The organism is Brunnivagina elsteri CCALA 953 (genome assembly GCF_002289455.1).
Taxonomy (GTDB): domain Bacteria; phylum Cyanobacteriota; class Cyanobacteriia; order Cyanobacteriales; family Nostocaceae; genus Brunnivagina; species Brunnivagina elsteri.
In genome coordinates this window covers 1-24,688 of record NZ_NTFS01000044.1, presented here as the reverse complement: position 1 = coordinate 24,688, position 24,688 = coordinate 1, and the positions used below count along the sequence as shown (strand labels likewise).

Below are 24,688 nucleotides of genomic sequence, written 5' to 3'. Positions count from 1 at the left end.
TAGCCGCATTAGACGAGCGTACATCGGAGAGGTTGCCGTAGGCTAGCGAGACTTCTCGCAGAGTAGCGTCTATATCTAAGGTTTTTATCTCTTTATATGTACCTCATTACAGACGGAAGTGCTGTAATGCAACCCAACATTATTATCTTAACGAATGTTGGGTTTTCTCCCCGACGCGAAAACTCAAACCTGCACAGATTCTCGACTTCTAACAATACTTGTTGTCAGATTTAAAGCTTTTACACCGAAGTTGGGTTTTTTCCCCGACGTAAAAAATCAAACCAGCACAGATTCCCGACTTCTAACGATACTTGTTGTCAGATTTAAAGCTTTTACACCGAAGTTGGGTTTTTTCCCCGACGCAAAAACTCAAACCTGCACAGATTCCCGACTTCTAACAATACTTGTTGTCAGATTTAAAGCTTTTACACAGAAGTCGGGAATCTTGAACCCACGCGATCGCAATTTAGCATAAATTCGCTATTCTACTTTGAATACCGAAAAATCAGAGTAGAAGCATGATAAATATTGGAAATACAGTTTTTGACATTATAAAAAATCCAAAAATGACAATCTATTTTTACAAAGCTTCCGATCCATACGGCTGCTTCTCTAACTTTTCTGCCCACGGAATCGAGATAGAGGGGGTTTTTTGGGCTACAGTTGAGCATTATTACCAAGCGCAAAAATTCGTCGGTAGCGTTGACGAATATATCATCCCGATAATACATGCAGCAAACACCCCAGAAATTGCCGCAGCATTAGGACGTAATTGCGATCGCAGTCTTCGTTCAGATTGGGATCGGGTGAAAATTCAAGTCATGCAAAAAGCCGTCTTGCAAAAGTTTCTTAGCCATACCGATATTCGTAAAATACTTTTTGATACTGGAACACAAACACTTATGGAAGATTCCCCCTGCGATTATTTTTGGGGTTGTGGTACTGATAAAAGTGGTCAAAACCATCTTGGTAAAATTTTGATGGATGTGCGTACTAAACTTCGCAACTCATATTCACAGCAAACGGTATCAGTTTAGCTTGTTTTCAGTTTATCGCCATCTAAAAAAACAGTAAATTCACTTGTTTTTAACTTTTTTAAGTAGCAAGATTTGTTATGTATACTAGTTTTTACTTAATTAATCAAAAAAATAATAGAGACTATTTGTAATCGAAATGCTAAGAAGTTCAGCATTTTTCGGGCTGGCACTAACTAGGATAAAAGCTTACGATTGAGAATTTTTTTATACTTTATATTTATAACTATATACATAAAATGACATCAGCCGATCGCACTACCAATATATCGCAAAATCAAGACCAAGAAGCTTTGTTGCAACCAACTATTGACGGAATTCGACGTAATCGACCACTGCAAGAAATTTTACAATTAGCTGTAGTAGATACTCGTAGGTTTTTAGGTACGGATCGAATTATGGTTTATCGGTTCGATGCTGATGGCAGTGGTGAGGTAATTAGTGAATCGCTTTGCAAGGAAAATTTACCATCTTTTTTAGGGTTACATTTTCCCGATGAGGATATTCCCCCCCATGCAAGAGAGATGTTTCTCAAAGCTAGACAGCGTTCGATAGTGGATGTTGAAAGTGGAAAAATTGGTTTATCACCACTTGATAATTGTGATACTGGGGAAATTTTAACCAAGGAATCTAATTTTCAAGTTCGACCTCTACCAAAAAAAATATCCCGAAGCCAATGTCGAAATTGATACTACATCTGAAGAAATAGACTTAGAATTTATCAGCGCAGATTTACCGAAACTGATGTCATCCATGACAATTGGAGCAGACAGAATCCGCTCAATAGTCGTATCTCTGCGTAATTTTTCTCGCCTCGACGAAGCCGAAATGAAACCAGTGGATTTACATGAAGGGATCGAAAACACTTTGTTGATTTTACAACATCGAATCAAACCCAACATTGATTTCCCCGGCATCGATATTATCAAAGAATATGGTAACTTACCCTTGATCGAATGCTATGCGGGGCAAATCAACCAGGTATTAATGAATATTCTCAGTAATGCAATTGATACACTTATTGAAGCTGTAAAAAATCATTGCGACTTCACTCCACAAATTCGTATTTCTACAACAACATCCCCAAGCAAGTCAAGAGCGATTATATGTATAGCTGATAATGGGATGGGAATTTCAGAAGAAGTCAAAAAAAGGATTTTTGACCCCTTTTTCACCACCAAGGAAGTAGGAAAAGGCACAGGATTGGGATTAGCAATTAGTTATCAAATCATAGTAGACAAGCATCAAGGTGTACTAAAATGCACTTCCAAGCCAAATAAAGGTACTGAATTTATGATTGAAATTCCCCTAAAATAAATCAAAACATCCCACAAAACAGCAAACACTCCACCATTAGATATATCTGTAGATATATCCCTTTTGGCGTAGAAAATATCGTAAAATCCAAATTGGATAAATATTTTTGGATAAATATTTTTGATAGATGCTGCTACTAATGTTGGTGCTGCATTCAAGCCAAAAAGAGAGGAATTCATGAACTGGGTTAAAGTACTTGCACAAGACGAATTACCACAAGATGCACGCAAAGTTGTTAAAGTTGAGCAACGTGCTATCTTATTGCTTCACCATAACAAGCAAATTTACGCGATCGAAAATTCCTGCCCTCACCTCAAACTACCCTTACAAAAAGGTAAAATCACCGATGGGGCAATTGTTTGTCCATTTCATCGCAGCGCATTCGACTTAAAAACCGGAAATCCCACAAATTGGATTCCATTTCCCCCTGGAGTAGGTAAGTTAATGGGGATGATTTCCAAAGAAAAACCCCTAGCAGTCTTTCCCACTCGTGTAGAAGAAGGAAGTATCTGGGTAGAAATTTAGATTAGGGATTTCGGGAAAGTCAAATATCCCAACCATATAACCATCAATCATATCATTCGTAGGGGCGGGGTTTTCCCGCCCTTAAATTTTGGGTTTAGGACAATTTATTTTTTAATTTTCCCTGACGATACATTTCCATCGTGGATACTTTCAATACGGGAATGCTCAACATTTTCGCAAAGAAAGTATATATTTATGAACCCATTACCTTTTTGCACATATTTTTCCAAATCAGACGGTATATAAAGTTAGAAACTTAAAAATCTAATTGTATAGACTTTGGCTTCTATTTTTTCATTTTTTCCTTATTCTATTTTCAGGAAATATCTATTGAGGGAGTGAAGATAAAAATTGAAGCATGTGCTTGAATAATAATGGAAACCGGAGCAAATAGCCATGAAATCGAATCCGACTAATCCCAATCAACGAGAAACTAAATCTGCGAAAAAGCGACAGCAATCCTCATCCTATGTGGATATCGGTAGTCCTAAAGTACCAGTTCGTCAAAATAAAACCCAACCAAAGCAAGAATCACTCAGCGATTGGGCACACGCAAGTTAATTAACATATTAATTAACAAATCCATCTACTCAATTTACCTCACCAACCAATCTACCTAAAACATATCTATGGAAACTTCGTACAACCATTATTCTGCTACAACCGTGTTTTGAGCCAATATGGAATCAAGTGAGTTTCTTTCATATGTCTTTTGAGTCATGTAATCCATCTACTCTATCTTTTTCACTAGTTGAAAGTTTGCATCTTGCACTTAATGAAATTAATTGAAACCCTGCAAGATTAATTACCCGATTGTTTGCGATTAATACTTAGCTCATTTTTGGCTAACTATTCCGAATAATCTTCGAGCAATCCCAATGAAAAAGCTTTCAACTAGTAATCAACCAAAGAATCTTCCATTATTTTCTCTTCTTGGCGTTCTTTGTGTCTTGGCGGTTTAATTTCTTACTTATTATATAGTATTAATGTTGGGTTACGTAAAGCCTTCAACGTCACTTGCTATAACGAGGGGAACCCCCGCAATGCAGTGACTCCCCAGAAGTATGTATAAACTCTTGTCATGCTGACGAAGGAAGCATCTCAATTCCTTATTGTATAGTTATTTTTGAGAACGGGACATTGGTTCAAACTTCAAATAAGTTCCTCCCAACCCTTCAACAATAGTACGGGTATTCGCAGCCATCATTTTTTGATAAGTATCACCTTCACTACCTGGCATCCCCAAATTATACACAAAAAGCTGTTTGCCAGCAATACGTACATCAGCTTCTTTCGCGACAGTTTTAGCTAATTTGGGATTGACAACATTGGTAATAAAAATAGATGGAACTCTCGACTGACGAATATTTTTGATTAAAGGTTTTAAACGCGAAGATGCGGATTTTTCATCATTACTAACATTCACAAATGCAGTTTCATATTTAATTCCATAAGCTTGAGTATAATATCCAATTCCCAAATTATTAGTAATCAGCTTTCTCTGGGAAGAAGGAATACTGGCAACCCGCGATTTTATCCATGTATCTAACTTATTGATTTCACCTTTAATTTTCTTCCCATTAGCTGCATATAAATTGGCATTTTCAGGTGCAATTCGATTCAGATTATTACTAATAATATCTACCATCACCGACACATTCTTCGGATTATGCCATAAATAAGGATTATTTAGCCTTTTACTTCCTTCTTGAATCATTAATTTTGGCTTCGTCACTGCACGCTCTCCAACCGCAATTTTTGGTGCAGGATTTTTACTAGCTCTGATTAAATCCAACACAGCAGGTTCCAGATTATAACCATTGTAGAGAATTAGCTTTGCATCTGCGATCGCACTCGCATCTGAATCTTCTACTTGATAGCGTTTGGGATTAATATCTGGCGGTATCAAGCAAGTAAGATTAATTGTATTCCCAGCGACTTGTTTTGTCAGGTCGCACAATACACTGGTAGTTACTACTACTCTAGGAAGATTCTTACTTTCAGGAGTTTTAATTGTCAGAGATGTAGTATTTTTAACATTATTTGGATTACTGCAAGCGGAGAGGACAAATTGAAGTAGAAATAGGATTACAAGCAAATTCCTCATACAAAATCGTATTCATCACTAATGATATATGAGGAATTTTAACCGCGATATTGCAATTATGAAAGAATTACCAATAAAGTTTGTAGAGATGGGATATTCCCCTGTCTTTATCTGATTTTCCTAACACGATATACCTTCGAGGGGACACGCTTATCGCATTATTATCTTAGCTGAGTATATTAACTCATTGACAAAATACTCGTGACTTTAAATTATTGCTAGTGGATATACGCTAAAAAAAGAAGCATATTTAAATCTTATTGAATACCTCAACATTTATAATTAATTATCATTATTAAGTTTGGTAAATAAGTTCCCCAATAGAGTTAAGCTAAATTTTATGGTTGAATTCAGTGAAATTAATCTTAACCTTAATTTTCTGAATGTTACCCACGTTGATGCTTTGATTCCTGTCAAAGTAATCGCTCCGATCGAGTTTGGAAAGATTATCCCAAACTACAGGTAATGTGTGACAAATTATCTTTGTTTATAACGATATAAGGTTCAAGACAAATGCTAAAAAACAGCGAACTGAATATCAATCAGGGTTCTAATCTCAGGTGGAATTTAGAAGATCAAGATAAGCGATTTTCCACCGGACAAGTTTTTCCGTTTAAAATAGTTGGGAAACCGTTATAACTCAAAGCGGTTTACTTTAAATTAAATAAATTACCAGCATTGAGACTAAGTTACTATCAAATGTGTAAAGTTAGGTTTTTTGTCTACTTTATTAATTCGCATTTGAGCGTTTGTTAGTGTATTTGTAGGTTGCTAGGCTATCTATAAATTATCCAGCAAGAAAAAAAGTTTAAAAGATAGCCTATATCTCAATCATTTCTTTTCAGTAAATATATGAGTGAATCTGTCTAAAGAGAGATATATATATATATCTCTCTATTGACTGGTAGATTGTTTTTACCTATCTGAAATTAGAAGATGGAAAGACATTTCTTGTTTATTGGCATTAACTCAAAGGCATTGGTTTTGTTAGTTTTTAAATAAAGGTAAGGATGAGATAAATGGGCATACCTCAAGCAACTTTTTCTGCTACTGAAACGGCATTTCACGTAACAGGATATGAGAAGATTGAATTTAGTCTGGTGTACGTAAATGGTGCGTTTGATATCAGGAACACCGAAATTGCCGACAGCTATCAGAAATTTGGGCGTTGTTTGTTGGTAGTTGATGCAAATGTGAACCGTTTATATGGTGAACAAATCAAGTCTTATTTCCAATTTTATGACATTAAATTGACAGTTTATCCTGTTAATATTAGTGAACCAGCTAAGACTCTGGAGACATTTGAGGAAGTTGTAGATGCTTTTGCAGACTTTGGTTTAATTCGCAAAGAGCCAGTTTTAGTAGTTGGTGGTGGTTTAGTTACAGATGTAGTTGGTTTTGCCTGTGCATCTTATCGTCGTAGTACCAATTATATTCGCATTCCCACAACTTTAATTGGTTTGATTGATGCTGGTGTTGCCATCAAGGTAGCAGTTAATCATAAGAAGTTAAAAAATCGTTTGGGTGCTTATCATGCTCCCCAAAAGGTAATTTTAGACTTTTCCTTTTTAGAAACTTTGCCAGTTGCTCAGATTCGTAACGGGATGGCAGAATTGGTAAAAATTGCCGTAGTGGCAAATGCAGAGGTTTTTGAACTGTTGTACGAGTATGGGCATGAATTACTGCATACACACTTTGGCTATGTAAATGGTTCGGAAAAACTCCAAGAAGTTGCCCATCGGTTGAATTATGCAGCAATCAAAACCATGTTGGAGTTGGAAACACCAAACCTGCGGGAACTTGACTTAGATCGGGTAATTGCTTACGGTCATACTTGGAGTCCCACATTGGAACTCGCACCACAAGTTCCTTTGTATCATGGTCATGCAGTGAATGTGGATATGGCACTTTCTGCAACTATCGCCCAGAGACGTGGTTATATAGATTTAGAATCGCGCGATCGCATTCTCAATTTGATGAGTCGAATTGGCTTAACTGTGGATCATCCCCTACTTGATGGTGATTTGTTGTGGTACGCGACTCAATCGATTACCCAAACTAGAGATGGTAAGTTACGTGCTGCAATGCCAAATCCAATTGGTGAATGCTTTTTCGTCAATGATTTGACTCGTGAAGAATTGGATGAAGCTTTGGCTGAACATAGACTTCTCTGTGCTGAACTTCCCCGTAATGGTGAAGGAATCGACGCTTATATTGGTACTGAAGAATCGGAATTGATTGAAGTGTAGGATTGCTTCAAATTGACAGTACGACAGGATACGTGGAGAGAAGTGACAGATCGATCACGTCTTCTAATAAACTTGGAATTAAGACAAGAAACCTCAAGCTGTCATGCTGACGTAAGGAAGCATCTCATCTTTTGTTTCCGTAGTGTTTCCTACGGAGAATCCAAAATCAAAGGGAGACGCTATTTATTGCGTCTCTACAAATCCACAAAGCCAAAAATCAAATGACTAGTATTGTAGAAATTAATACTGCTAGACCTGTAACACCCCACGGTATTTTAGTAGAAGAGTTGCGAAAAACTCTAGAAATGGCAGAAGCTGCAAGCGTTTCCACAGAAGTTTTGACTAGTCTGCGTTTAGCGTATCAATTAGCAGCAGGACTAGACACATACACAAGTGAATGTACGACCAAAGAATCATCAGCACTGACAGCATTAGCGCTGAAAACGAGTAATGAAAATTGGCGAAAGCGCTTTGGTGACGGGGAAACGGTGCGTCAATTAGAACAAGAGATGCTTTCCGGACACTTAGAAGGACAGACATTAAAAATGTTTGTGCGTATGACTAAGGCAAAGCGGGTTTTGGAAGTGGGAATGTTTACGGGATATTCAGCCCTAGCGATGGCGGAAGCCCTACCCGATGATGGTAAGTTGGTGGCTTGTGAAGTTGATGCTTATGTTGCTAGCTTTGCCCAAAACTGCTTTGCTGATTCGCCCCACGGTGATAAAATTAGGGTGGAAGTCGCACCAGCATTGGAAACACTCCGTAAATTGGTTGCGGCTGGTGAATGTTTTGATTTGATATTCATTGATGCTGATAAAAAGGAGTATGTGGAGTACTTCCAAACTATTTTGGATGGTAACTTGCTGGCATCCGACGGTTTAATCTGCGTTGATAATACCTTATTACAGGGACAACCTTATTTACCACGAGAGAAACGTACAGCGAATGGAGATGCGATCGCACTATTCAATTCTACCGTTGCTCAAGATTCCCGTGTTGAGCAAGTATTATTACCTGTGCGGGATGGTTTAACTTTGATTCAAAGGTTGAATTAAGTAAATGGCACAATCTATACCTTTTGATTCGACACTGCAAAAACCGCAAGTTTCTTCTGGGGTAAGGATATCTGGGTTATTTAAAACCTTGGGTACGTTGTTTTTATTGTTTTTAGCATTACCAGTAAATGCCTCAATTGTTTTGATATCTTTGCTTTGGGGGATTTTTAATAAACCTGTTGGGAAGCAACTTAAAACCACCGCACCGAAGAATATTTTAATTAGCGGTGGTAAGATGACAAAGGCTTTACAACTTGCGCGATCGTTCCACGCAGCAGGACATCGGGTTGTACTTGTGGAAAGTCATAAATATTGGTTAACTGGGCATCAATTCTCTAATTCGGTGGATAACTTTTATACTGTGACTCCACCGGAAAAAGACCCGGAAGGCTATACACAGCAGCTATTAGATATAGTTAAAAAAGAACATATTGATGTCTACGTACCCGTGTGTAGTCCTATTGCTAGTTACTACGATTCTTTGGTGAAACCTGCCCTTTCCCAGCATTGTGAGGTTTTTCACTGCGATGCTGAGATAACCCAGATGTTGGATGATAAACATGCATTTTCGGAGAAAGCCAGAAGTTTTGGTTTATCTGTTCCCAAGTCGTTTAAGATTACTAATCCTGAACAAGTTATTAACTTTGATTTTTCCCAAGAAAAGCGGAAATACATCCTCAAAAGCATTCCTTACGATTCAGTTCGACGTTTGGATTTGACTAAACTTGCCTGCGATACTTCAGAGGAGACAGCAGCGTTTGTTAGGAGTTTACCTATCAGTGTAGAAAAACCTTGGATTATGCAAGAGTTTATACCCGGTAAGGAGTTTTGTACCCACAGCACTGTCAGGAATGGGGAATTAAGGTTACATTGCTGTTGCGAATCTTCGGCTTTTCAGGTGAATTACGAGAATGTTGATAACCCGCAAATTTTGGCATGGGTAAAGCATTTTATTCAAGAAATGGGTATCACTGGACAGGTTTCTTTTGACTTTATTCAAACCGTAGATGGAACAGTTTATGCGATTGAATGTAATCCCCGTACCCATTCTGCGATTACGATGTTTTACAATCATCCTGGTGTTGCGGATGCTTATTTGGGGGAAATTCCTGCTTCGGAACCTTTGCAACCTCTTGTTAGTAGTAAACCAACTTATTGGCTTTATCATGAAATTTGGCGATTGACGGAAATTCGTTCTTTGTCGCAATTTTGGAGTTGGTTGCAGAATTTGTTGCGTGGTAAAGACGCGATTTATCAGTTGAATGATCCTTTACCTTTTTTGATGGTTCCCCATTGGCAAATCACCTTATTATTATTGCAGAATTTGCGACGGTTAAGAGGTTGGGTGAAGATAGATTTTAATATTGGAAAGTTGGTGGAGTTGGGGGGAGATTAATTTCAATATTTTAACGCAAAGGAGCGCGGAGAGAAGTTTGTGGGAGATTATTCTTCCACAAAACTTCGGGAGGTAAGCGCAGAGTTTCGCAGAGGAATAAAGAGAGGGAAATATGTCGGTATTGCGTGTTTTACATTTGGTGGGTTCTGCGGTTAATGAGTTTTATTCTGATTTATCGAGACTTTATGCTCAAGATTGTATTAAGTCTACCGCGAATACAGAACTCTACGAATTTCACATTGCCTACATTTCACCAGATGGTAAATGGCGTTTCCCTACCGATCTTAGTCGAGATGCGATCGCACTTGCAATTCCTCTATCTTTAGCTGAGGCTGTTCAGGTTTTAACAGCACTCAAAATCGATGTGATGTTACCACAGATGTTTTGTGTTCCGGGGATGACATCCTATCGAGCTTTGTTTGATTTGCTGAATATTCCCTATGTGGGGAATACTCCTGATGTGATGGCATTAGCTGCTAATAAGGCTAAAACAAAAGCTGTTGTGGGATTTTCTGGTGTTAGCGTACCTCAAGGGGAATTACTTCGTTTTGGAGATTATCCCAAAATTGCTACCCCAGCAGTGGTTAAACCTGTGGATGGTGATAATTCTTTGGGGGTAGTTTTGGTGAAGGATCTTTCTGATTATGAAAGTGCTTTGAAAACAGCATTTGCTCATAGTTCGGAAGTGTTAGTGGAGACGTTTATCGAGCTTGGTAGGGAAGTCAGATGTGGTGTCATTGTTGAAGATGGTGAACTTGTTTGCTTACCACTGGAAGAATACCTGATGGACAAAGAACAGCAACCCATCCGCAGTTATGATGATAAGCTAAAGCGGGATGAAAATGGTGATTTGGGTGCAGTTGCTAAAGGTAATAGTAAATCATGGATAGTTGATCCTAGTGATCCGATTACAGCGAGAGTTTGGGATGCTGCTAAAAAATGTCACATAGCGCTGAATTGTCAGCATTATAGTCTATTTGATTTCCGTATTGACCCAAATGGACAGCCTTGGTTTTTAGAAGCAGGATTATATTGCTCTTTTGCCCAGATGAGTGTCATCCCCACAATGGCAAAAGCATCAGGAATACCTCTAGATCAGCTTTTTCAGACAATGTTGAAAAATGTCAATTTGACGAATAAAATATGACCTCTCTCTAAATCTCTCTCCTGCAAGGAGAGAGACTTAAAATATTACGTCAGAGCTATACTTTTGTAAAAATCAAGATAATTCATATTTTGGGCACAATACCAAATTAGGTTGTAGACAGCTTCGTAACGGTATGATGTACTTTTGTAGGATGTTTCATTGAGATATTGTTTCAATGATTTGATGACATTAGGAAAATATTCGGGTTTGAGAATTTGCTGAAACTGATCGGAAATTTCTAGCAACTGCAAGTCATATTCAAACATCTGGCAAGGGTTGAGATTTGGTTTATCTTCTAATTCCTGACAATTCTGAATTCCAAAAATATAGATTTTGATTACATTCTTAAAAAGTCTGGGTTTATTTTTAATTTCTTTGGCATTATGTTGTAGTTGAGTAGATAAAAAAGATAAAAAATAGTCATTATAGCCAAGTTCTGTGAATACTGAAATACTTTTCTTTAGGATGGAAATAGAGTCGTCATAGCCGTTTTCAGTTTCCAGTAAAATCTCAGCAACTTCCCAAAGCATCCAATCTGAACAATTAACTTCTGTACTTTGAGCGAGGATTGCAACAGAAATTTCATTTTCTGAATCTATTTTCCAAAGTGTTCTGGCAATATTTGTGTTGCATTGATTTTTACATAAAAATCTGGTTAGTGCATCAATAATTTCTTGACGCTTTGATTTTACTAATTGATTATCAAATTTCAATCTCCTAAATGCACCAATCACTTTCCATAAAGTAACTTGATTCGATGTTGTTTCCATCACGGAAAGTAATGCTGTAATTGCATTCGGATTAGTATTAGCTAACCCAATTAGACATTCGACAAGCTGATAAGAAATATAATCATCTTTTTTAATTTCTAGTTGTTGACAAATTGCATAAATGAGATGTTCATTATTTGGCTCAATTTCTACCAAGTATCCTGCTGCTATAAATATGGCAGAAGTTTTACCATTTTCCAAAATGTTAAATAAAGCTTTTTTGGCAACTTCATTTTCTGGGTTGTATTTTGCTAAATATCCAGCAGCATAACAACGTAAATACTCAGATTGGCTACTTTCTAATCTCTCTGATAATGTTGCGATACTTCGCTTTGCGATCGGAATATTACTTCTTGGCTCAATTTGCTCTAAAAAACCAAGACAATCCCGAAAAATCTGCAAATTCTGAGTATTCTCTAGTAAGAAAATTAGAGTATTCATCACTGCTTCATTGCCTGGATCGATTTTTTGTAATGCTTGAACTGCATCCAGACAAATTTCATCACCTTGATTGATTTTTAAAAACCTAGTCAAAGCCAAAATTGCCGTTGCATGGGCAAATGCAGTATCACTTAGAGATACGATCGCACTTCTACAAATGCTTTTATTTTCGGTGGTTTCGATGATATGAATTAAGCTAGATATAGCATATTCATTCCCATGACTAATATCTGCTAATTGTCGAACAATTTTCCACTGCAAATAATCATTCTGTATTACATCCAATAGTAAAATCAAAGCTGCGATCGCGGTTTTATTTCCCGGATCGAATTTTCCCAATTCCACCGCAGCATGTCGCAACGTCACCCGACTAGTTGTAGAATGTAATAACTGGGTAAAAGCTGTAATGACTCGATTGCGTAGTTTACCACCGTAGGTATCGCTAATTTTTAAAGTTTCTCGTGCTGCTTGTTTCAGTGGTGATGGGACAATCTGCCAGCCAAAATAAACATAACTCCACTTCAATAATTGGTTGACGATTTCATCACCAAAACAGGAATCGGGGAAGTAACTTAAAGCTTCCGCAGCAAGGAAATATGCGCGATATCGGTAAAAGTTTTCGTAGTTATCATCAAAGCCAATCTCAAAATTAATTAATGCTTCGATAAACTCGTCTTTTGTGACTTTCGGAATATCATCTCGACTAAACCAATGGAAAATTTCTGCTTTTTCATCTTGGTTATTTGGCTCAAAAATGCGGTAATTGCTCTGTTCTAGATTACCGGGAATAGAATTAAAGAAGCATTTCCAATCATGCATTTCCTCCTTCCCACCAACTTTGTGGGTTGCAAAAAACTATATAACTATATGAGTGATTCTAAAGGTAAATTTCCGAAGATGCAACAGAGTAGACGTAAAATTAATTAAAGTTCTCTACAAAATGACTAAATTACAAGCTTTTATATTTTAGATTGATAATATTCGTCTAAAATGTTGGGTTACGACGCAAACAAAGGTTTATCATATCCCTCAAATATACCTTGTGCGTCTCCACCCAACCTACAATAAAATCACAAAAAATCCCCTCCTAGCATTTGCATCAGGAAGGGTTTTATTTTCACGAAGTTTTCAAAGGTAAGGATAGGGCATTACAAATTGTAAATTACTTTAATATCCTCCTTCTTCCTCATACTCAGGTTGCTTCTGCTTCACCTTTTCGGGAATATTAATTGGTTTTGGTGCTTCGTCTTCTTCCCAAGCATCCCGATCTAAATCACCGTCATCAAAATCGGATTGATTACTAATTGGAATAGGTGGTTGGTAAACAGCTTCTTTCTGGTATTTATCTTTACCAGTAGCTTCACTCCAATTATCTTCCTCGTCATCGTAATCATCTTCTTCGTAACGAATCGATTCGGCTGGACGTGCTTCCATGACTTGACGACGGGGGGGTTCTGCTTCGTAATAATCCTCATCCCATTCTTCCCGTGCTACAGGTTCAGGGGTACGAACTTTTGCCATTGGAGCTTCCAGAGGTACACCACTAGGAAGTTGGTTAGCTGGTGCGATCGTTTTTGGTGTGGAATAGTATTCGTCTTCGCTACCCCTATCCCAAGGAGCTTTACCAATACCCAAGCGTTCGAGTAAACCGACGGATAGCTGGGTTAAACGTTCTTCGGCTCCTTCAAATACTATCAGACGGTTAGGACCAGTACTGACGATTTCATCGATGGATATTTCGTAAGTACTTAATACCTGTTCGGGTACTTGGGGTAATCCCAGGGAGGCAATTACTACCGATATAATTTTGCCGTTACTTGTATCAAATTTAAAACCCCGTACCCGACCTAATGCTTCGCCAGTTTCGGTAATTACTTCCCAATTTACCAGGTTACTGTAAGCATCGACATCAATATCTTCGATCGCATCTTCGTTTTCTACGAGAATAACATCACCAATTTTGTTGATACTATCTAGATACATGTAACGCGGTATACCGGAAACGGAAATCAGGCTGTCTCGCAGGCTAAATGCCACAACCTCACGTTGATCTATATCAATCCATACTTGACTGACAATACCCAGCCGTCTGGCATCTTTGGTGACTACCTGGGTGTTTAAAATATCCGATCGTCTAATAGTTTGTTCTGAGGTCATTATAATACCGAGTCCCGATTCTCGAATCCGGTTAATCAATACACTATTATTAACAAAAAATCAAGCAGATGTATTCTCCGTCTTGAGGTTAATTCCCAAGACTTGGGTATGAGCACCTCTCGCTTGGGTAACACCAATTGTACGTTCGGCTGATTCTATCATTGGACGACGGTGACTGACAACGATGAATTGGGCACTGGATGATTGTTGACGAACAACTTTGGATAATCGCTCGACGTTAAACCCGTCTAGGAAGCTATCAACTTCATCAAAAGCGTAAAATGGTGATGGACGATATTTTTGCAGGGCAAAGATAAAGCTTAAGGCTGTGAGGGATTTTTCTCCCCCTGACATTGAGGCAAGACGCTGTACGGGTTTTCCTTTGGGATGTGCAACCATGCTTAATCCGCTAGTGAATGGATCTTCGGGGTTTTCTAATTGTAAGTAACCGTCTCCATCAGATAATCCGGCAAAAATTGTCTGAAAGTTTTCGTTTACTGCGTCGAATGCTTCTTTAAAGGCACGTTGACGTAGGGTTGTGAAATTTTCAATTCTTAATAATAGTTCGGTGCGTTCCCCTTCTAATGTTTCTAATTTTTGGGTTAATTCTTGGAGGCGATTTTGGGTGCGATCGTACTGTTCCAGTGCCAGCATGTTGACGGGTTCCATTGCTTGCATTCGCTTGGTGAGGCTTTTGAGTTCTTTCTGCAATTCTTCTAAATCGACTTGTTCGGGAACTTCTGGGAGTGGTGTTGGTAATTCTTGAGAAACTGTTTGTAGTTGTGCTTGGACGTTTACTAGTTCTTCCCTTCGGCTAATTTGACTTTCTTGGAGTTTTTGGATTTCCCATTCGATTTGTTGTTGTTTCAAGAGGTGCGATCGCAGTTCGGCTTCTAGTGCATCGCGTTTCTTTTTATCTTCCCCTAAATGGGCTTCGAGTTGGGCGAATTTGACACGGGTTTGTTCGATTTGGGTCGAAAGTGCGGCTAATTCCCTAGTAATACGATTAATTGTGTTTTGACAATGATTTTGTTGTTGCTGGTATTGTTCGATACGTGTTTCGGCTTCTTGGATACGCTCTTGGAGTCGTAGCTGTTGGGATTCCAGGTTTGTTAACCGTTGTTGAGCTTCGCGTAATGCTGTCTCTCTTTGTTGTAATTGTTGCTCATTATTCTTAATCGCTGCTTGAATGACTTGCCATTCGCTCGGTGTTTGCGAGGATTCTAGCTCTGCTAATACTTGTCGTAATTGGGACAAACTTTCTTCTTGACTTGGTAATTCCCCAGCTAATATATCTAAGCGCGATCGCGCTATGGTAAATTTTTCTTGGTTTTGGGAAAGTTGTTTTTTTGCGGTTTCGACTTGATTGGCTAAGTTCTTAATTTCCCTTTGTAATACTTCTAGTTTGAGTAATTGTTCCCGTTTTCCTTGGCGAGATTCGGTCAATTCTTGGGCTAATTGCTTTGTTTTTGCAGTTAAATTGCTAATTGCTTCGCCACATCTATCTAAAACTCGTTCAATCTCATTCAATCGCCGTTTAATCTGGCTAACTTCTTCCGAATCCCCAGATTCCGGCGTGCCAAAACGTAATTGCGATCGCGTTCCCATGCTACCACCTGTCATGGCTCCGCTTGATTCGAGTAATTCCCCATCCAGGGTGACTATTCGATATCTTCCCAGGTAGGAACGAGCTTGGTTTAAACTTTCAAATACTACTGTTCCCCCAAATATATAGCCGAAGACATCGCGGAAACGGTTCTCTGTCTCCACCAAATTCACCGCTAAATCCACAAATCCACTTGCTTGACGTAGTTCTCCCACTTGGGGAATCCGGGGTACTTGAATTTTATTTAAAGGTAGAAATGTTGCACGTCCAGCCCGTCGCTGTTTGAGTAATTCGATACCAGCAGCCCCAATCGAATCATCCTCAACAACAATATTCGCCAATCTGGCTCCAGCAGAGATTTCCAAGGCTAATTGAAACTCCGGTTCTACCCGTCCCAACTCGGCAACTAATCCGCAAACTCCCGGAAGTCCAGCTTGCATAATCACCTTACTAGCACCAGTACCCTGAGCTTCCTGTTGTGCCTGTACTTGAGCTTCAAGTTTGTCGAGTTGACGATGTTTATCCCGTTGTTCCCCTAAAAGTCGCTTTTGTGTCTCCTGCTGTAGCTGTAATTCCTGTTCTGTGGCAGCGAGATTTTGGGCTAAATCCTGAATTGGTTCAGTGGAATCTCCAACTTCATCTTCAAGTTGAACAAGTTGGGTTTGTTTTTCGGCTAATTCTGGCTCTAATCGTTGTAATAAATCGCTTTGTTCGTGAATTTGTTGCTGTAACTGGGCATTTCTCTCCGTTAATTGCGCTTGTTCGGTACGTTGGGGTTCCAAAGTTTGTAGCAAAGTCTCAATTTGACGATTGAGTGCGGTTTGTTGCTGTACCCAAGCTTCCGATGCCGCAGCAACTGTTCCCGCAGTTTCACGAGATTGCTCCAGGGTTTGCTGCGCCGTATCCCGTTGTTGCTGACAATATAAAATGGATTGTCGTTCTAATATTTGCCCTTCCCCAACTTGCTGCAAATTTTGTTGATGCTGCTGAATTTCCCCTTGGGTATGGACTAATTTTCGCGCTGTTTCCTGCTGGGTATTAGTTAATTCATTTTGCTGACGCTGTAATTGCTTCTTTTCAGCTTCTTGATTAGCAAGTAACGATTGTGTCGCTAATAACTGCTCGTCACCTAAAGTCTTCAAATGGGCATTAATTATTTCCAATGCCCCATTCTTGGCAGTAATGTCATTATTTAAATTAACTAACTGTTCCCCAAGTTCAGTACTTTGCTTATCCCCAGCTTGAATCTGGGTTTGTAATTTTTCCTGCTGCGAAAGAAAACTTCGCCAAGAAAGTACAGATTCCCACTTTTGCTTTTCGAGAAACTCCGTACGATACTTTTGGTACTTCTCAGCTTTAGCCTTATCTTGAGCCAAGCGATCGCACTGAATGACTAATTCCGACTCAATAATCCGACAGCTATCTTCCTTTTCCTTCACTTCCTCTAAAGTTTTTTTAGCTTGGTGAATTTTCCGATCGAACGAGGCAACACCAGCTAACTCATCAATAATTTCCCGACGTTCCCGTCCATTCATCGAGATTATACCAGTAACGTCCCCTTGGAGAACAACATTGTAACCATCGGGATTAACCCGCATATTCTCCAGTTGTTCATGCAACTCCGAAAGGGTACAAGAAATCCCATTGATGTAGTAATTTGATGTATAAGTACCCTGCTGCGTCACCCGCAATCGTCGCGTCACTAACCAATCTTCACCAGGTTTAGCGCGGATTTTTTCCTTACGGGTTTGATCGTCTTCGCTGAGTTCCTCTATTGGAGGTTCATCCTCAATCTCATCCGCAACAAAATCATCACCATCGCTAACCGTAATCGTCAAATCCTCATCAACCATTGTACCCGGCTGATGGTCTGACAAATCAAACGTCACCGTAACGCTAGCTTCCACAGTCGAACGTGCTTTCGTGATTAGGTTCGTATTTACCAAATCAGGCAATTTATCTGCACGCATTCCCCTCGAACCAGCCAAACCCAAGCAAAAAAGTAGAGCGTCGAGAATATTTGACTTACCAGAACCATTAGGACCAGTCACAACAGTAAACCCCGGTAATAATGGTACCGAAGTTGTGCCGCCAAAAGATTTAAAGTTTGTAAGTTCAACGCGCTTTATGTGAACCATAAGCGTTGTGCATCTGGGCTAATGAAGTAAAAGTGTACCAATTTAAGTGTTATTTGCAACAGGGAGTTATGGTCATCAAGATAAATATTTCTCGAATTTTCAACAGATCGCTTTAAATCGATAGTTTTAACTTGACTAATAGTACAACAGGATAGGTTTGTACGATACTCCCTAGCGGCAATACCAAACATTAGATGGTACGACAAGCGGAGCTTAATGTTGGAGAGTATCCCACCTTTTGGGTTTATATAAGTCTAGACAATGCTTTTACTAAATTATCATTTAAATAATTGAAGTTTCATATGTTAAGAATGTCAGGAAATCTTAATAAAGAGAAAATTTGTGTACGGATTGACAGTACTTTCAGGGTGCGATATTCTCAATACTCGCGGGAGGCGTATAACTTTTATTTTCTCTGCTCTGAAAGTGCTATTCTTGCGTTGATTTTTTGGTTATAAATAAACCCAAAATCAATTTTGTAATCTAAACATTGATTTGAGTTTTTACTACGGTTGACAATTATAATTTTAAGAACATTTAAATATATCCATAATCTTTGTTGGATTTTGAGAAGCTTCTCAACCTTAGATTATTCGTGATTGTTGGAAAATAAATCTGCTATTTTTTGTAATTATTGAAACCTAAATAAGCTTATTACCGTATTTATATTGATAAAAAACCAGCTTTCTATTTCTATATAGAGAAAACAAGTATACTCAGTGGGAGCAAATAAGGGACTTCCAAATATGTTGCAGAGTATTTTAGTACTATAGTCCGTAACACACCATCAATCTAGGTTGTTGAGTCTGTACCTTTTAAAGGTTAGAAATTCATCCAAAATCTGTGGTGTATACTGCAAACGGCTTAAAATTTGACTAATATAGAACCCCTCTCCAACCTCTCCCCTTAGTAAGGGGAGAGGCTTAATAAATATTAGGTTTGGTAGATAAAAAGTATAATCCTTAACCGTTTTTAGTATAAAAGAGAATATCAGGTAGGGGGCAAACGGCTATTTTCCCTTATTTTGTGATGACTCTACAATTCAAGATTTATGCGGGTAATAAGGTAATAATGGTGACTTCTGGAGGACAAAATAAACGTCCCGGGGGATAAGTTCCTAAACCGCGATTCACGTACAATTGATTGTTAGCAATTTTATGGTAACCAATCGCCCATTCCCAATGTTTAATAAATATTATTGGTTTTACTGGGAAAAATGGTATTCTTCTTCTAATTTTTAAAGGGATTTTTGTGACTATTTTATTATAGTAAGGAATGAATATACCGACTCCAGGAATAATGATTTGTCCTCCGTGAGTATGACCAGATAATTGTAAATCTACTCGCCATTTTTGGAGAATTTCTGCTGTATCGGGATTGTGAGATAAGACTATTCTGGGTATTTTTGGGTCTAATTTTTCCATTACGGATTCTGGATTAAAATCTTGTGACCAATATTCAGCTAATCCAATAATAGGTAATGCCTTACCCAAGGGATAAGCAATTTGATTCCAAAGAACATGGATACCAATACTATCAAAAGCTTCGATTATTCCCGGTTTAGCCCCTAGATATGGTAATGACTTTTTCGACTGTCTATGGGGATGACGGTAGTAGATATCATGATTCCCTAAAATCGCATATATTCCCCTACGACTTTGAAGATTTTTTAATCTAGAAACCAACTTATTAATAGGTAATGGATTGTCTGTAACGTAGTCTCCAGTAAGGAAAATCAAATCCGGTTCTGCTTCATTCGTAATTGCGATCGCTTGCTGTAATACTTCTTCCGATAATCGCAATCCATCATAATGAAAATCGGACATTTGTACCAGCTTAATCCCTGCGAATGATGTTGGTAAATCTACAATTTTAACTGTGACTTTTTCAATACTTAAACCACCAGATAGCAACCAATGCATAACACGATATATCTCCTTATTCGTAAGTTCGCACAGGTAGAGCTAACTGAATCAAATTTTATGTCTAAACCGATGTTTATACTAAAAAAGCACTAAGCTAATGCTACTATACATCATTTATTCAAGAAAAGAGGTATACAGCAATGACTACCACTCTTGATGCCAGTAATCTTTCACTAGAATCAGTCCATCAACTTTTAAATTTTCAATAACAGTTAAATAATTCATTAGAATCTCTTTCTGATTCCGAATGGTTGTGGTGCTATTGGATATGATACAAGCACTCAAACCTAGTTAAAACTTGTAATTACTGGGGGAATTCTCATCGCACCACAACGACTTATCAGCACTAGGAGGAACTAAAACCCTTATCCCTCCAGGAACAACTTCAAAATTCATTGGTGTAGTACCCAAATAATCCCCATCAACCTGCACAGGAAAAGTCTTTTTCCCCTTAATAATTACTTTTTGCGCTCGATAATACTCAACTTTGGGGTCACGGTTGTAGCGTCGTGTAAAAACAGACATCAAACGTAATGGAGCAACCAACATACTACGTCCTTTAATAATGCAGACATCAAGCAAACCATCATTCACAACCGCATGTGCCGTTAACTTAACCACACCACCATAAAGCTGACTATTACCAATCACCACCAATAATACCCGTCCGCGAATTCGCTTACCATCAATACGGATATGGCTTTTAACCCCTTGGAAACACCAAGCCAATTGTAGAGCCTGTTTAACATATGCGATCGCGCCCAACCTTTTTTTATCTCTGGGATTGATAGTTGCCGTCACAGCCGCATCAAAGCCAATTCCAGCCATTAATAGAAAGTGACGTGTTCCCGCTTTACCCACGTCGATTTGTTCGATTTGCGCTTGTAAAAAAGCCGTTGCAGCACGTCGCAAATCCATCGATAAACCCAACTCCCTTGCCCAAATATTCACCGTCCCAATCGGCAAAACAGCCAAAGCGGTACTAGTTCCTACCAAGCCATTCATCACCTCATTTACTGTACCATCACCCCCAGCAGCCACAACCACATCAAACCCTTTACTTGCAGCTTCCCGCGCTTGTACAGTGGCATCACCAGGGGCTTGAGTTGGACGCAATTCGACAACCCAACCATGATTTTGCCAAATTTCGGCAGCGCTTTCGAGAGTTTGCTTGAGGTTATATGCTTGACCTGCAAACGGGTTAAATAGTATTAAAACGCGGGGTTGTGATGGTAATGCAGTACCCATGAGTCAAATTCCAATGTCGAGAGGTTGGTGTCGGTAGTTGACATGATAAACTACATACAGCATTTTGTATTTCTCCGCGTTTATCTGCGTCTATCTGCGGTTTTTACCTCTTGTTATATACTTCATTTGCAATCTGCTGTATATATCCATCCAATTTACTTTAATTATTAATTATTAGACGACCCATCGGGTCGTCTCTACGTAATTATTAACCTTCCATATTTTGCTGTCATGATGCTATTTGGGTTGGTTTGATTGTGCTGCCAAGTCCACATTTGGTCTCCGAATGAAAAATGCCACCATTCCCGTGGGTTACGATGGAAGTCTGCTTTTTCCATAACATCGCAAAGTAGTTGTCGATTTAGATGGTATGTAGATGCTTGTGGGCTATTAGCGTAATAATTGGGCATTGAGCGATCGGACATTTCATCGATCGGTGAACCCATATCTACGGTTTTGCCGCTATCATCTACTAAGGTTACATCTATCGCTGCACCTGTACTATGGGGAGGTGGAGTGGTAATATTGAAACTTGGTGCTGCCCAAATTTTATATACTTCTTCCCAGATATATTCCCGTTGCGTTTCTGTTAATTCTGATTCTATTAGTCCTTTTTCTTGTAACGCTTGTGCAAAGCTGTAATCCACCATAAATTGTTGCACTTCCACAGGACGATAAGCATCAAATATTTGAATATACCAGTGAGGATACTTTTGTTGTAAATAATCCTGTGCTGCGATTAATTTATTAACAATACTTTCGCGTAAAAAATAAGGTGAATATTTACCATAAGGTGCCCCAAGTTTTTCATAGGGATGAGGTGTTTCAACTGCAAATTTTTCTAGGGGAATTTGTATAAGTGGTTCGTTTGATTCAATAATAGGGATATTATGGTAAGGTCTTTTTGGCATTGTTTATTAGTGATGAATGGTTAATATAGCAGTCCTATTTGATTCGTGCAAAATATAAATTAGGAAATGAACCGCCAAGAACGCCAAGACACAGAGGGAAGAAAGAAGGAAGAGATAATAATTTTCACAAATGATTTAGGATTGCTATAGTTAAACCTAGTCTACCTTGAGAACTGTAGTTTTCCATAAAGACCTTGAGATTGCTTCCTTACGTCGCAATGACGCATTAGAATCATTAAAAAACTCCGGGTTTCATCATGGACGAGGTTTAATAGTAAAAAATACTTCCCCTTAATTATCCTTATCTTCGCAACAAGAGCAAGATTTTTTCTTACTTCCAGCAACTTCCGGCACAGGATCGTAACCTCCGGGATGGAAGGGATGACACTTCAGAATGCGTCGAACCGCTAACCAACTGCCTTTAATTGCTCCAAATCTTGCGATCGCATCAATAGCATACATGGAACAAGTGGGTTGAAAACGACAAGTCGGCGGGAATAGGGGGGAAATAAACATTCGGTATCCCTTAATTAACCAAATCATTGCTAATTTCATTCTTGTCACCCAAATCTTATAAATTAGTAGATGTTAGGAAATTATAGACATAACTGTATCTTTGATAACTATATTTACCAGTCTGGAATCCGATTATCCCCTGTGGTTGCAAATCTCTAGCGTTGCAACTTGGATAACCTTAGTTTTGTCCGTCGCTTGGATTGTCAACCGTTCAACTAGTAAAAACTCCGAGATTGTCCGAAAGATTGTTCATATCGGTACGGGTAATGTGATTTTGCTGGCATGGCTGCTTGATATACCTGCAATTCTGGGAATTTCAGCCTCGATTATAGCAAGTGCGATCGCGTTACTATCTTACCGTTTTCCAATTCTGCCCGGTATTAATAGCGTTGGACGCAAAAGTTTGGGAACGTTTTTCTATGCCCTAAGTATTGGAATTCTAGTTGGTTGCTTTTGGTACTTAAATCAACCATATTATGCCGCATTAGGTATTTTAATTATGGCTTGGGGTGATGGATTCGCTGCACTGATTGGGCAGCGTTTCGGAAAGCATAAGTATAAACTTTTTGGAGGACAAAAAAGCTGGGAGGGTTCTCTCTCAATGACCCTCACCAGCTATGTTATCAGCAGTTTGATTTTATGTAGCGTCCAAGGAAATATCTGGCAAACCTGGGTTGTCGCTCTAGCTGTTGCGATCGCAGCTACTGCCTTGGAGACATTTTCTTTTTTAGGAATTGATAATTTGACGGTTCCTCTCGGAAGCGCTGCCCTGGCTTTTTTGCTCAATCAACTTCTGGGTAATGGTTAATTGGGCATTGGGCATTGGGCATTGGGCATTGGGAATTGGGCATTGGGAACAGAGCATTTATCAACTTCCAACTCCTAATTCCTAACTCCTAACTTCTAATTCCTAACTCCTAACTCCTAATTCTGGAATTAATTGTTGTATCCACCACCGTAATAGTTGTTGTTGTGTCCACTATTATGTCCACCGTTGTGTCCATTATTGTGCCCACCATTATGTCCACCTTGGTAGGAGTTCTGATGGTATTGAGGACGATGGTAGCCACCATGATTGGAATTTTGATGGTAGGAGTTTTGACGGTAGGAATTTTGACGGTAGGAATTTTGACGGTAGGAGCTTTGACGGTAGGAATTGTTACGTCTTCTGTATCCATCGTTACAATCGTCATTGTTGGCGATGTATTGGGGTTCTTGGGATGGGATGGTGGTAACTTCTTGCTTCTGGAGTACGGCAGCTTCTGCTGTTACTGCTCCAAATCCCAAGTATGCTGGTAATACCAAAGCACTCATTGCTAATTTCCAAAACATTATTCTTTCTCCTAAATTTATTTTTTGCGGTTATGGTGATGCAAAGTTTCACCGATGATTTGCCACCAACAGCGAAATAGAAAAGAATCACAAAACAACATTTTCATTCTTTCGGAGTTATTTACTTGATATTCAGAATTTTTCAGTTTGGCTTTTCTGAACTTCTATAACTCCTCAAATCCCTTAAACCTTTACTTTGTACGAAGACTCTGACTTTTGCCTGGAGGGAAATCCGAGTCTCTACAATATGGTTATCACAAACCCAACTTTGAATATAGTTATTCGCGATCGCATCTTTAAAATTTCAAAGAAAATTTTATTTTTTATTCATCTTTACAATACGTTACATAAACCCTGGTATCGCTTAAACTGGTATCGAAAGATAAAAATCAGAAGGTAAAATACATAAATATTTATCCCAAAAGCTTTCATGTAGGATAAATCACTGCTTTATTTGCCAGTTTTAATTATTAACTTTAAAGAATATTTTTTAATTTTTGCAATGAAAAGAAACTTTTCTTAGTAACTATTCCAAAATAAACATTAAGCCCAAGAATTAAGCACAATATTACACACAGACTTAAGGACTTCCAGAAAATAAAATATTCCAATTCTATAATTACCAATTGTATCATTCGTAAGGGTGGGGTAATCCCGCCCCTACAATTAGGGACAATTTATTTCTTGGTATTCCCTTATTACCCAATTGTACGGGTTATTTAACAAACTGTTTTGAGAGGTTGTTTGAAAAGTCTTCTTCTATGTCATGCTGAGGAACGAAGCATCTCAGTATGTGGGCTAAACTCCAGATTCT

The 24,688-nt window shown here is 38.6% G+C and carries 19 protein-coding genes and 1 pseudogene; 11 read left to right on the top strand and 9 right to left on the bottom strand.

Features of this window, described 5'->3' with window-relative positions; all coding sequences use genetic code 11:
• Positions 1-154 precede the first annotated feature (154 nt).
• From CK510_RS06280 to CK510_RS32305, 6 genes and pseudogenes are all read left to right on the top strand, one after another.
• Positions 155-475, top strand: a complete 321-nt coding sequence (locus tag CK510_RS06280) for a hypothetical protein (protein WP_095720880.1) — start codon at positions 155-157, stop codon at positions 473-475.
• 91 nt (positions 476-566) lie between these two features.
• Positions 567-1,037, top strand: coding sequence for a riboflavin biosynthesis intermediates N-glycosidase (ybiA, locus tag CK510_RS06275; RefSeq protein WP_095720882.1), 471 nt, complete (start codon positions 567-569; stop codon positions 1,035-1,037).
• A gap of 236 nt (positions 1,038-1,273) precedes the next feature.
• Positions 1,274-1,723 carry a GAF domain-containing protein gene (locus CK510_RS06270; protein WP_095720879.1) on the top strand — a complete coding sequence of 150 codons (450 nt, stop codon included), beginning with the start codon at positions 1,274-1,276 and terminating at the stop codon, positions 1,721-1,723.
• Positions 1,662-2,351: pseudogene (locus tag CK510_RS06265) on the top strand (sensor histidine kinase); the annotation flags it as partial. The gene CK510_RS06270 and the pseudogene CK510_RS06265, both read left to right, overlap by 62 nt.
• Positions 2,352-2,528: 177 nt before the next feature.
• Complete coding sequence (locus tag CK510_RS06260) at positions 2,529-2,876, top strand: Rieske (2Fe-2S) protein (protein ID WP_095720881.1); 348 nt, start codon at positions 2,529-2,531, stop codon at positions 2,874-2,876.
• Between the two features lie 396 nt (positions 2,877-3,272).
• A complete protein-coding gene (locus CK510_RS32305; RefSeq protein ID WP_169927001.1) occupies positions 3,273-3,437 on the top strand; it encodes a hypothetical protein in 165 nt (54 codons plus the stop codon).
• Positions 3,438-3,996: 559 nt separating this feature from the next.
• On the opposite strand, the gene CK510_RS06255 is transcribed toward CK510_RS32305, so the two are convergent.
• Positions 3,997-4,983: a metal ABC transporter solute-binding protein, Zn/Mn family gene (locus CK510_RS06255; protein ID WP_095720877.1), complete on the bottom strand. Its 987-nt coding sequence runs from the start codon at positions 4,981-4,983 to the stop codon at positions 3,997-3,999.
• 1,019 nt (positions 4,984-6,002) lie between these two features.
• Between CK510_RS06255 and CK510_RS06250 the strand changes: the two genes are divergently transcribed.
• The 4 genes from CK510_RS06250 (at position 6,003) to CK510_RS06235 (ending at position 10,830) form a co-directional block, all read left to right on the top strand.
• Complete coding sequence (locus CK510_RS06250) at positions 6,003-7,232, top strand: sedoheptulose 7-phosphate cyclase (protein ID WP_095720876.1); 1,230 nt, start codon at positions 6,003-6,005, stop codon at positions 7,230-7,232.
• Positions 7,233-7,453: 221 nt separating this feature from the next.
• Complete coding sequence (locus tag CK510_RS06245; RefSeq protein ID WP_095720875.1) at positions 7,454-8,287, top strand: O-methyltransferase; 834 nt, start codon at positions 7,454-7,456, stop codon at positions 8,285-8,287.
• 4 nt (positions 8,288-8,291) lie between these two features.
• Positions 8,292-9,683, top strand: coding sequence for an ATP-grasp domain-containing protein (locus tag CK510_RS06240; RefSeq protein WP_095720874.1), 1,392 nt, complete (start codon positions 8,292-8,294; stop codon positions 9,681-9,683).
• 112 nt (positions 9,684-9,795) lie between these two features.
• Positions 9,796-10,830: a D-alanine--D-alanine ligase family protein gene (locus tag CK510_RS06235; protein ID WP_095720873.1), complete on the top strand. Its 1,035-nt coding sequence runs from the start codon at positions 9,796-9,798 to the stop codon at positions 10,828-10,830.
• Between the two features lie 44 nt (positions 10,831-10,874).
• Here CK510_RS06235 and CK510_RS06230 read toward each other — a convergent pair whose 3' ends face one another.
• The 7 genes from CK510_RS06230 to yidD form a co-directional block, all read right to left on the bottom strand.
• Positions 10,875-12,860: a HEAT repeat domain-containing protein gene (locus CK510_RS06230; protein WP_095720872.1), complete on the bottom strand. Its 1,986-nt coding sequence runs from the start codon at positions 12,858-12,860 to the stop codon at positions 10,875-10,877.
• 348 nt (positions 12,861-13,208) lie between these two features.
• Positions 13,209-14,198, bottom strand: a complete 990-nt coding sequence (locus tag CK510_RS06225) for a PRC-barrel domain-containing protein (protein WP_095720871.1) — start codon at positions 14,196-14,198, stop codon at positions 13,209-13,211.
• Positions 14,199-14,258: 60 nt separating this feature from the next.
• Positions 14,259-17,942 (bottom strand): chromosome segregation protein SMC, encoded by a 3,684-nt coding sequence (smc, locus tag CK510_RS06220; protein WP_095720870.1) that lies wholly within the window; start codon positions 17,940-17,942, stop codon positions 14,259-14,261.
• Positions 17,943-18,991: 1,049 nt separating this feature from the next.
• Positions 18,992-19,864, bottom strand: a complete 873-nt coding sequence (locus tag CK510_RS06215; protein ID WP_095720869.1) for a metallophosphoesterase — start codon at positions 19,862-19,864, stop codon at positions 18,992-18,994.
• 294 nt (positions 19,865-20,158) lie between these two features.
• Positions 20,159-21,115 (bottom strand): diacylglycerol/lipid kinase family protein, encoded by a 957-nt coding sequence (locus CK510_RS06210; RefSeq protein WP_095720868.1) that lies wholly within the window; start codon positions 21,113-21,115, stop codon positions 20,159-20,161.
• Between the two features lie 197 nt (positions 21,116-21,312).
• Positions 21,313-22,026 (bottom strand): M15 family metallopeptidase, encoded by a 714-nt coding sequence (locus tag CK510_RS06205; protein WP_095720867.1) that lies wholly within the window; start codon positions 22,024-22,026, stop codon positions 21,313-21,315.
• A 291-nt stretch (positions 22,027-22,317) separates the two neighbouring features.
• Positions 22,318-22,581 carry a membrane protein insertion efficiency factor YidD gene (gene yidD, locus CK510_RS06200; protein ID WP_095720866.1) on the bottom strand — a complete coding sequence of 88 codons (264 nt, stop codon included), beginning with the start codon at positions 22,579-22,581 and terminating at the stop codon, positions 22,318-22,320.
• 61 nt (positions 22,582-22,642) lie between these two features.
• On the opposite strand from yidD, the gene CK510_RS06195 reads away from it, so the two are divergent.
• Positions 22,643-23,350 (top strand): diacylglycerol/polyprenol kinase family protein, encoded by a 708-nt coding sequence (locus CK510_RS06195; RefSeq protein WP_095720865.1) that lies wholly within the window; start codon positions 22,643-22,645, stop codon positions 23,348-23,350.
• A 128-nt stretch (positions 23,351-23,478) separates the two neighbouring features.
• On the opposite strand, the gene CK510_RS06190 is transcribed toward CK510_RS06195, so the two are convergent.
• The gene (locus CK510_RS06190) at positions 23,479-23,874 is read right to left on the bottom strand and encodes a hypothetical protein (protein WP_095720864.1); all 396 of its coding nucleotides are present in this window, start codon (positions 23,872-23,874) and stop codon (positions 23,479-23,481) included.
• Positions 23,875-24,688 lie beyond the last annotated feature (814 nt).

Excerpts from the sequence above, each read along its gene's own strand:
- CK510_RS06280 (WP_095720880.1), top strand. The coding sequence starts at position 155 with ATGTTGGGTTTTCTCCCCGACGCGAAAACTCAAACCTGCACAGATTCT.
- ybiA (WP_095720882.1), top strand. The coding sequence starts at position 567 with ATGACAATCTATTTTTACAAAGCTTCCGATCCATACGGCTGCTTCTCT.
- CK510_RS06270 (WP_095720879.1), top strand. The coding sequence starts at position 1,274 with ATGACATCAGCCGATCGCACTACCAATATATCGCAAAATCAAGACCAA.
- CK510_RS06260 (WP_095720881.1), top strand. The coding sequence starts at position 2,529 with ATGAACTGGGTTAAAGTACTTGCACAAGACGAATTACCACAAGATGCA.
- CK510_RS32305 (WP_169927001.1), top strand. The coding sequence starts at position 3,273 with ATGAAATCGAATCCGACTAATCCCAATCAACGAGAAACTAAATCTGCG.
- CK510_RS06255 (WP_095720877.1), bottom strand. The coding sequence starts at position 4,983 with ATGAGGAATTTGCTTGTAATCCTATTTCTACTTCAATTTGTCCTCTCC.
- CK510_RS06250 (WP_095720876.1), top strand. The coding sequence starts at position 6,003 with ATGGGCATACCTCAAGCAACTTTTTCTGCTACTGAAACGGCATTTCAC.
- CK510_RS06245 (WP_095720875.1), top strand. The coding sequence starts at position 7,454 with ATGACTAGTATTGTAGAAATTAATACTGCTAGACCTGTAACACCCCAC.
- CK510_RS06240 (WP_095720874.1), top strand. The coding sequence starts at position 8,292 with ATGGCACAATCTATACCTTTTGATTCGACACTGCAAAAACCGCAAGTT.
- CK510_RS06235 (WP_095720873.1), top strand. The coding sequence starts at position 9,796 with ATGTCGGTATTGCGTGTTTTACATTTGGTGGGTTCTGCGGTTAATGAG.
- CK510_RS06230 (WP_095720872.1), bottom strand. The coding sequence starts at position 12,860 with ATGCATGATTGGAAATGCTTCTTTAATTCTATTCCCGGTAATCTAGAA.
- CK510_RS06225 (WP_095720871.1), bottom strand. The coding sequence starts at position 14,198 with ATGACCTCAGAACAAACTATTAGACGATCGGATATTTTAAACACCCAG.
- smc (WP_095720870.1), bottom strand. The coding sequence starts at position 17,942 with ATGGTTCACATAAAGCGCGTTGAACTTACAAACTTTAAATCTTTTGGC.
- CK510_RS06215 (WP_095720869.1), bottom strand. The coding sequence starts at position 19,864 with ATGCATTGGTTGCTATCTGGTGGTTTAAGTATTGAAAAAGTCACAGTT.
- CK510_RS06210 (WP_095720868.1), bottom strand. The coding sequence starts at position 21,115 with ATGGGTACTGCATTACCATCACAACCCCGCGTTTTAATACTATTTAAC.
- CK510_RS06205 (WP_095720867.1), bottom strand. The coding sequence starts at position 22,026 with ATGCCAAAAAGACCTTACCATAATATCCCTATTATTGAATCAAACGAA.
- yidD (WP_095720866.1), bottom strand. The coding sequence starts at position 22,581 with ATGAAATTAGCAATGATTTGGTTAATTAAGGGATACCGAATGTTTATT.
- CK510_RS06190 (WP_095720864.1), bottom strand. The coding sequence starts at position 23,874 with ATGTTTTGGAAATTAGCAATGAGTGCTTTGGTATTACCAGCATACTTG.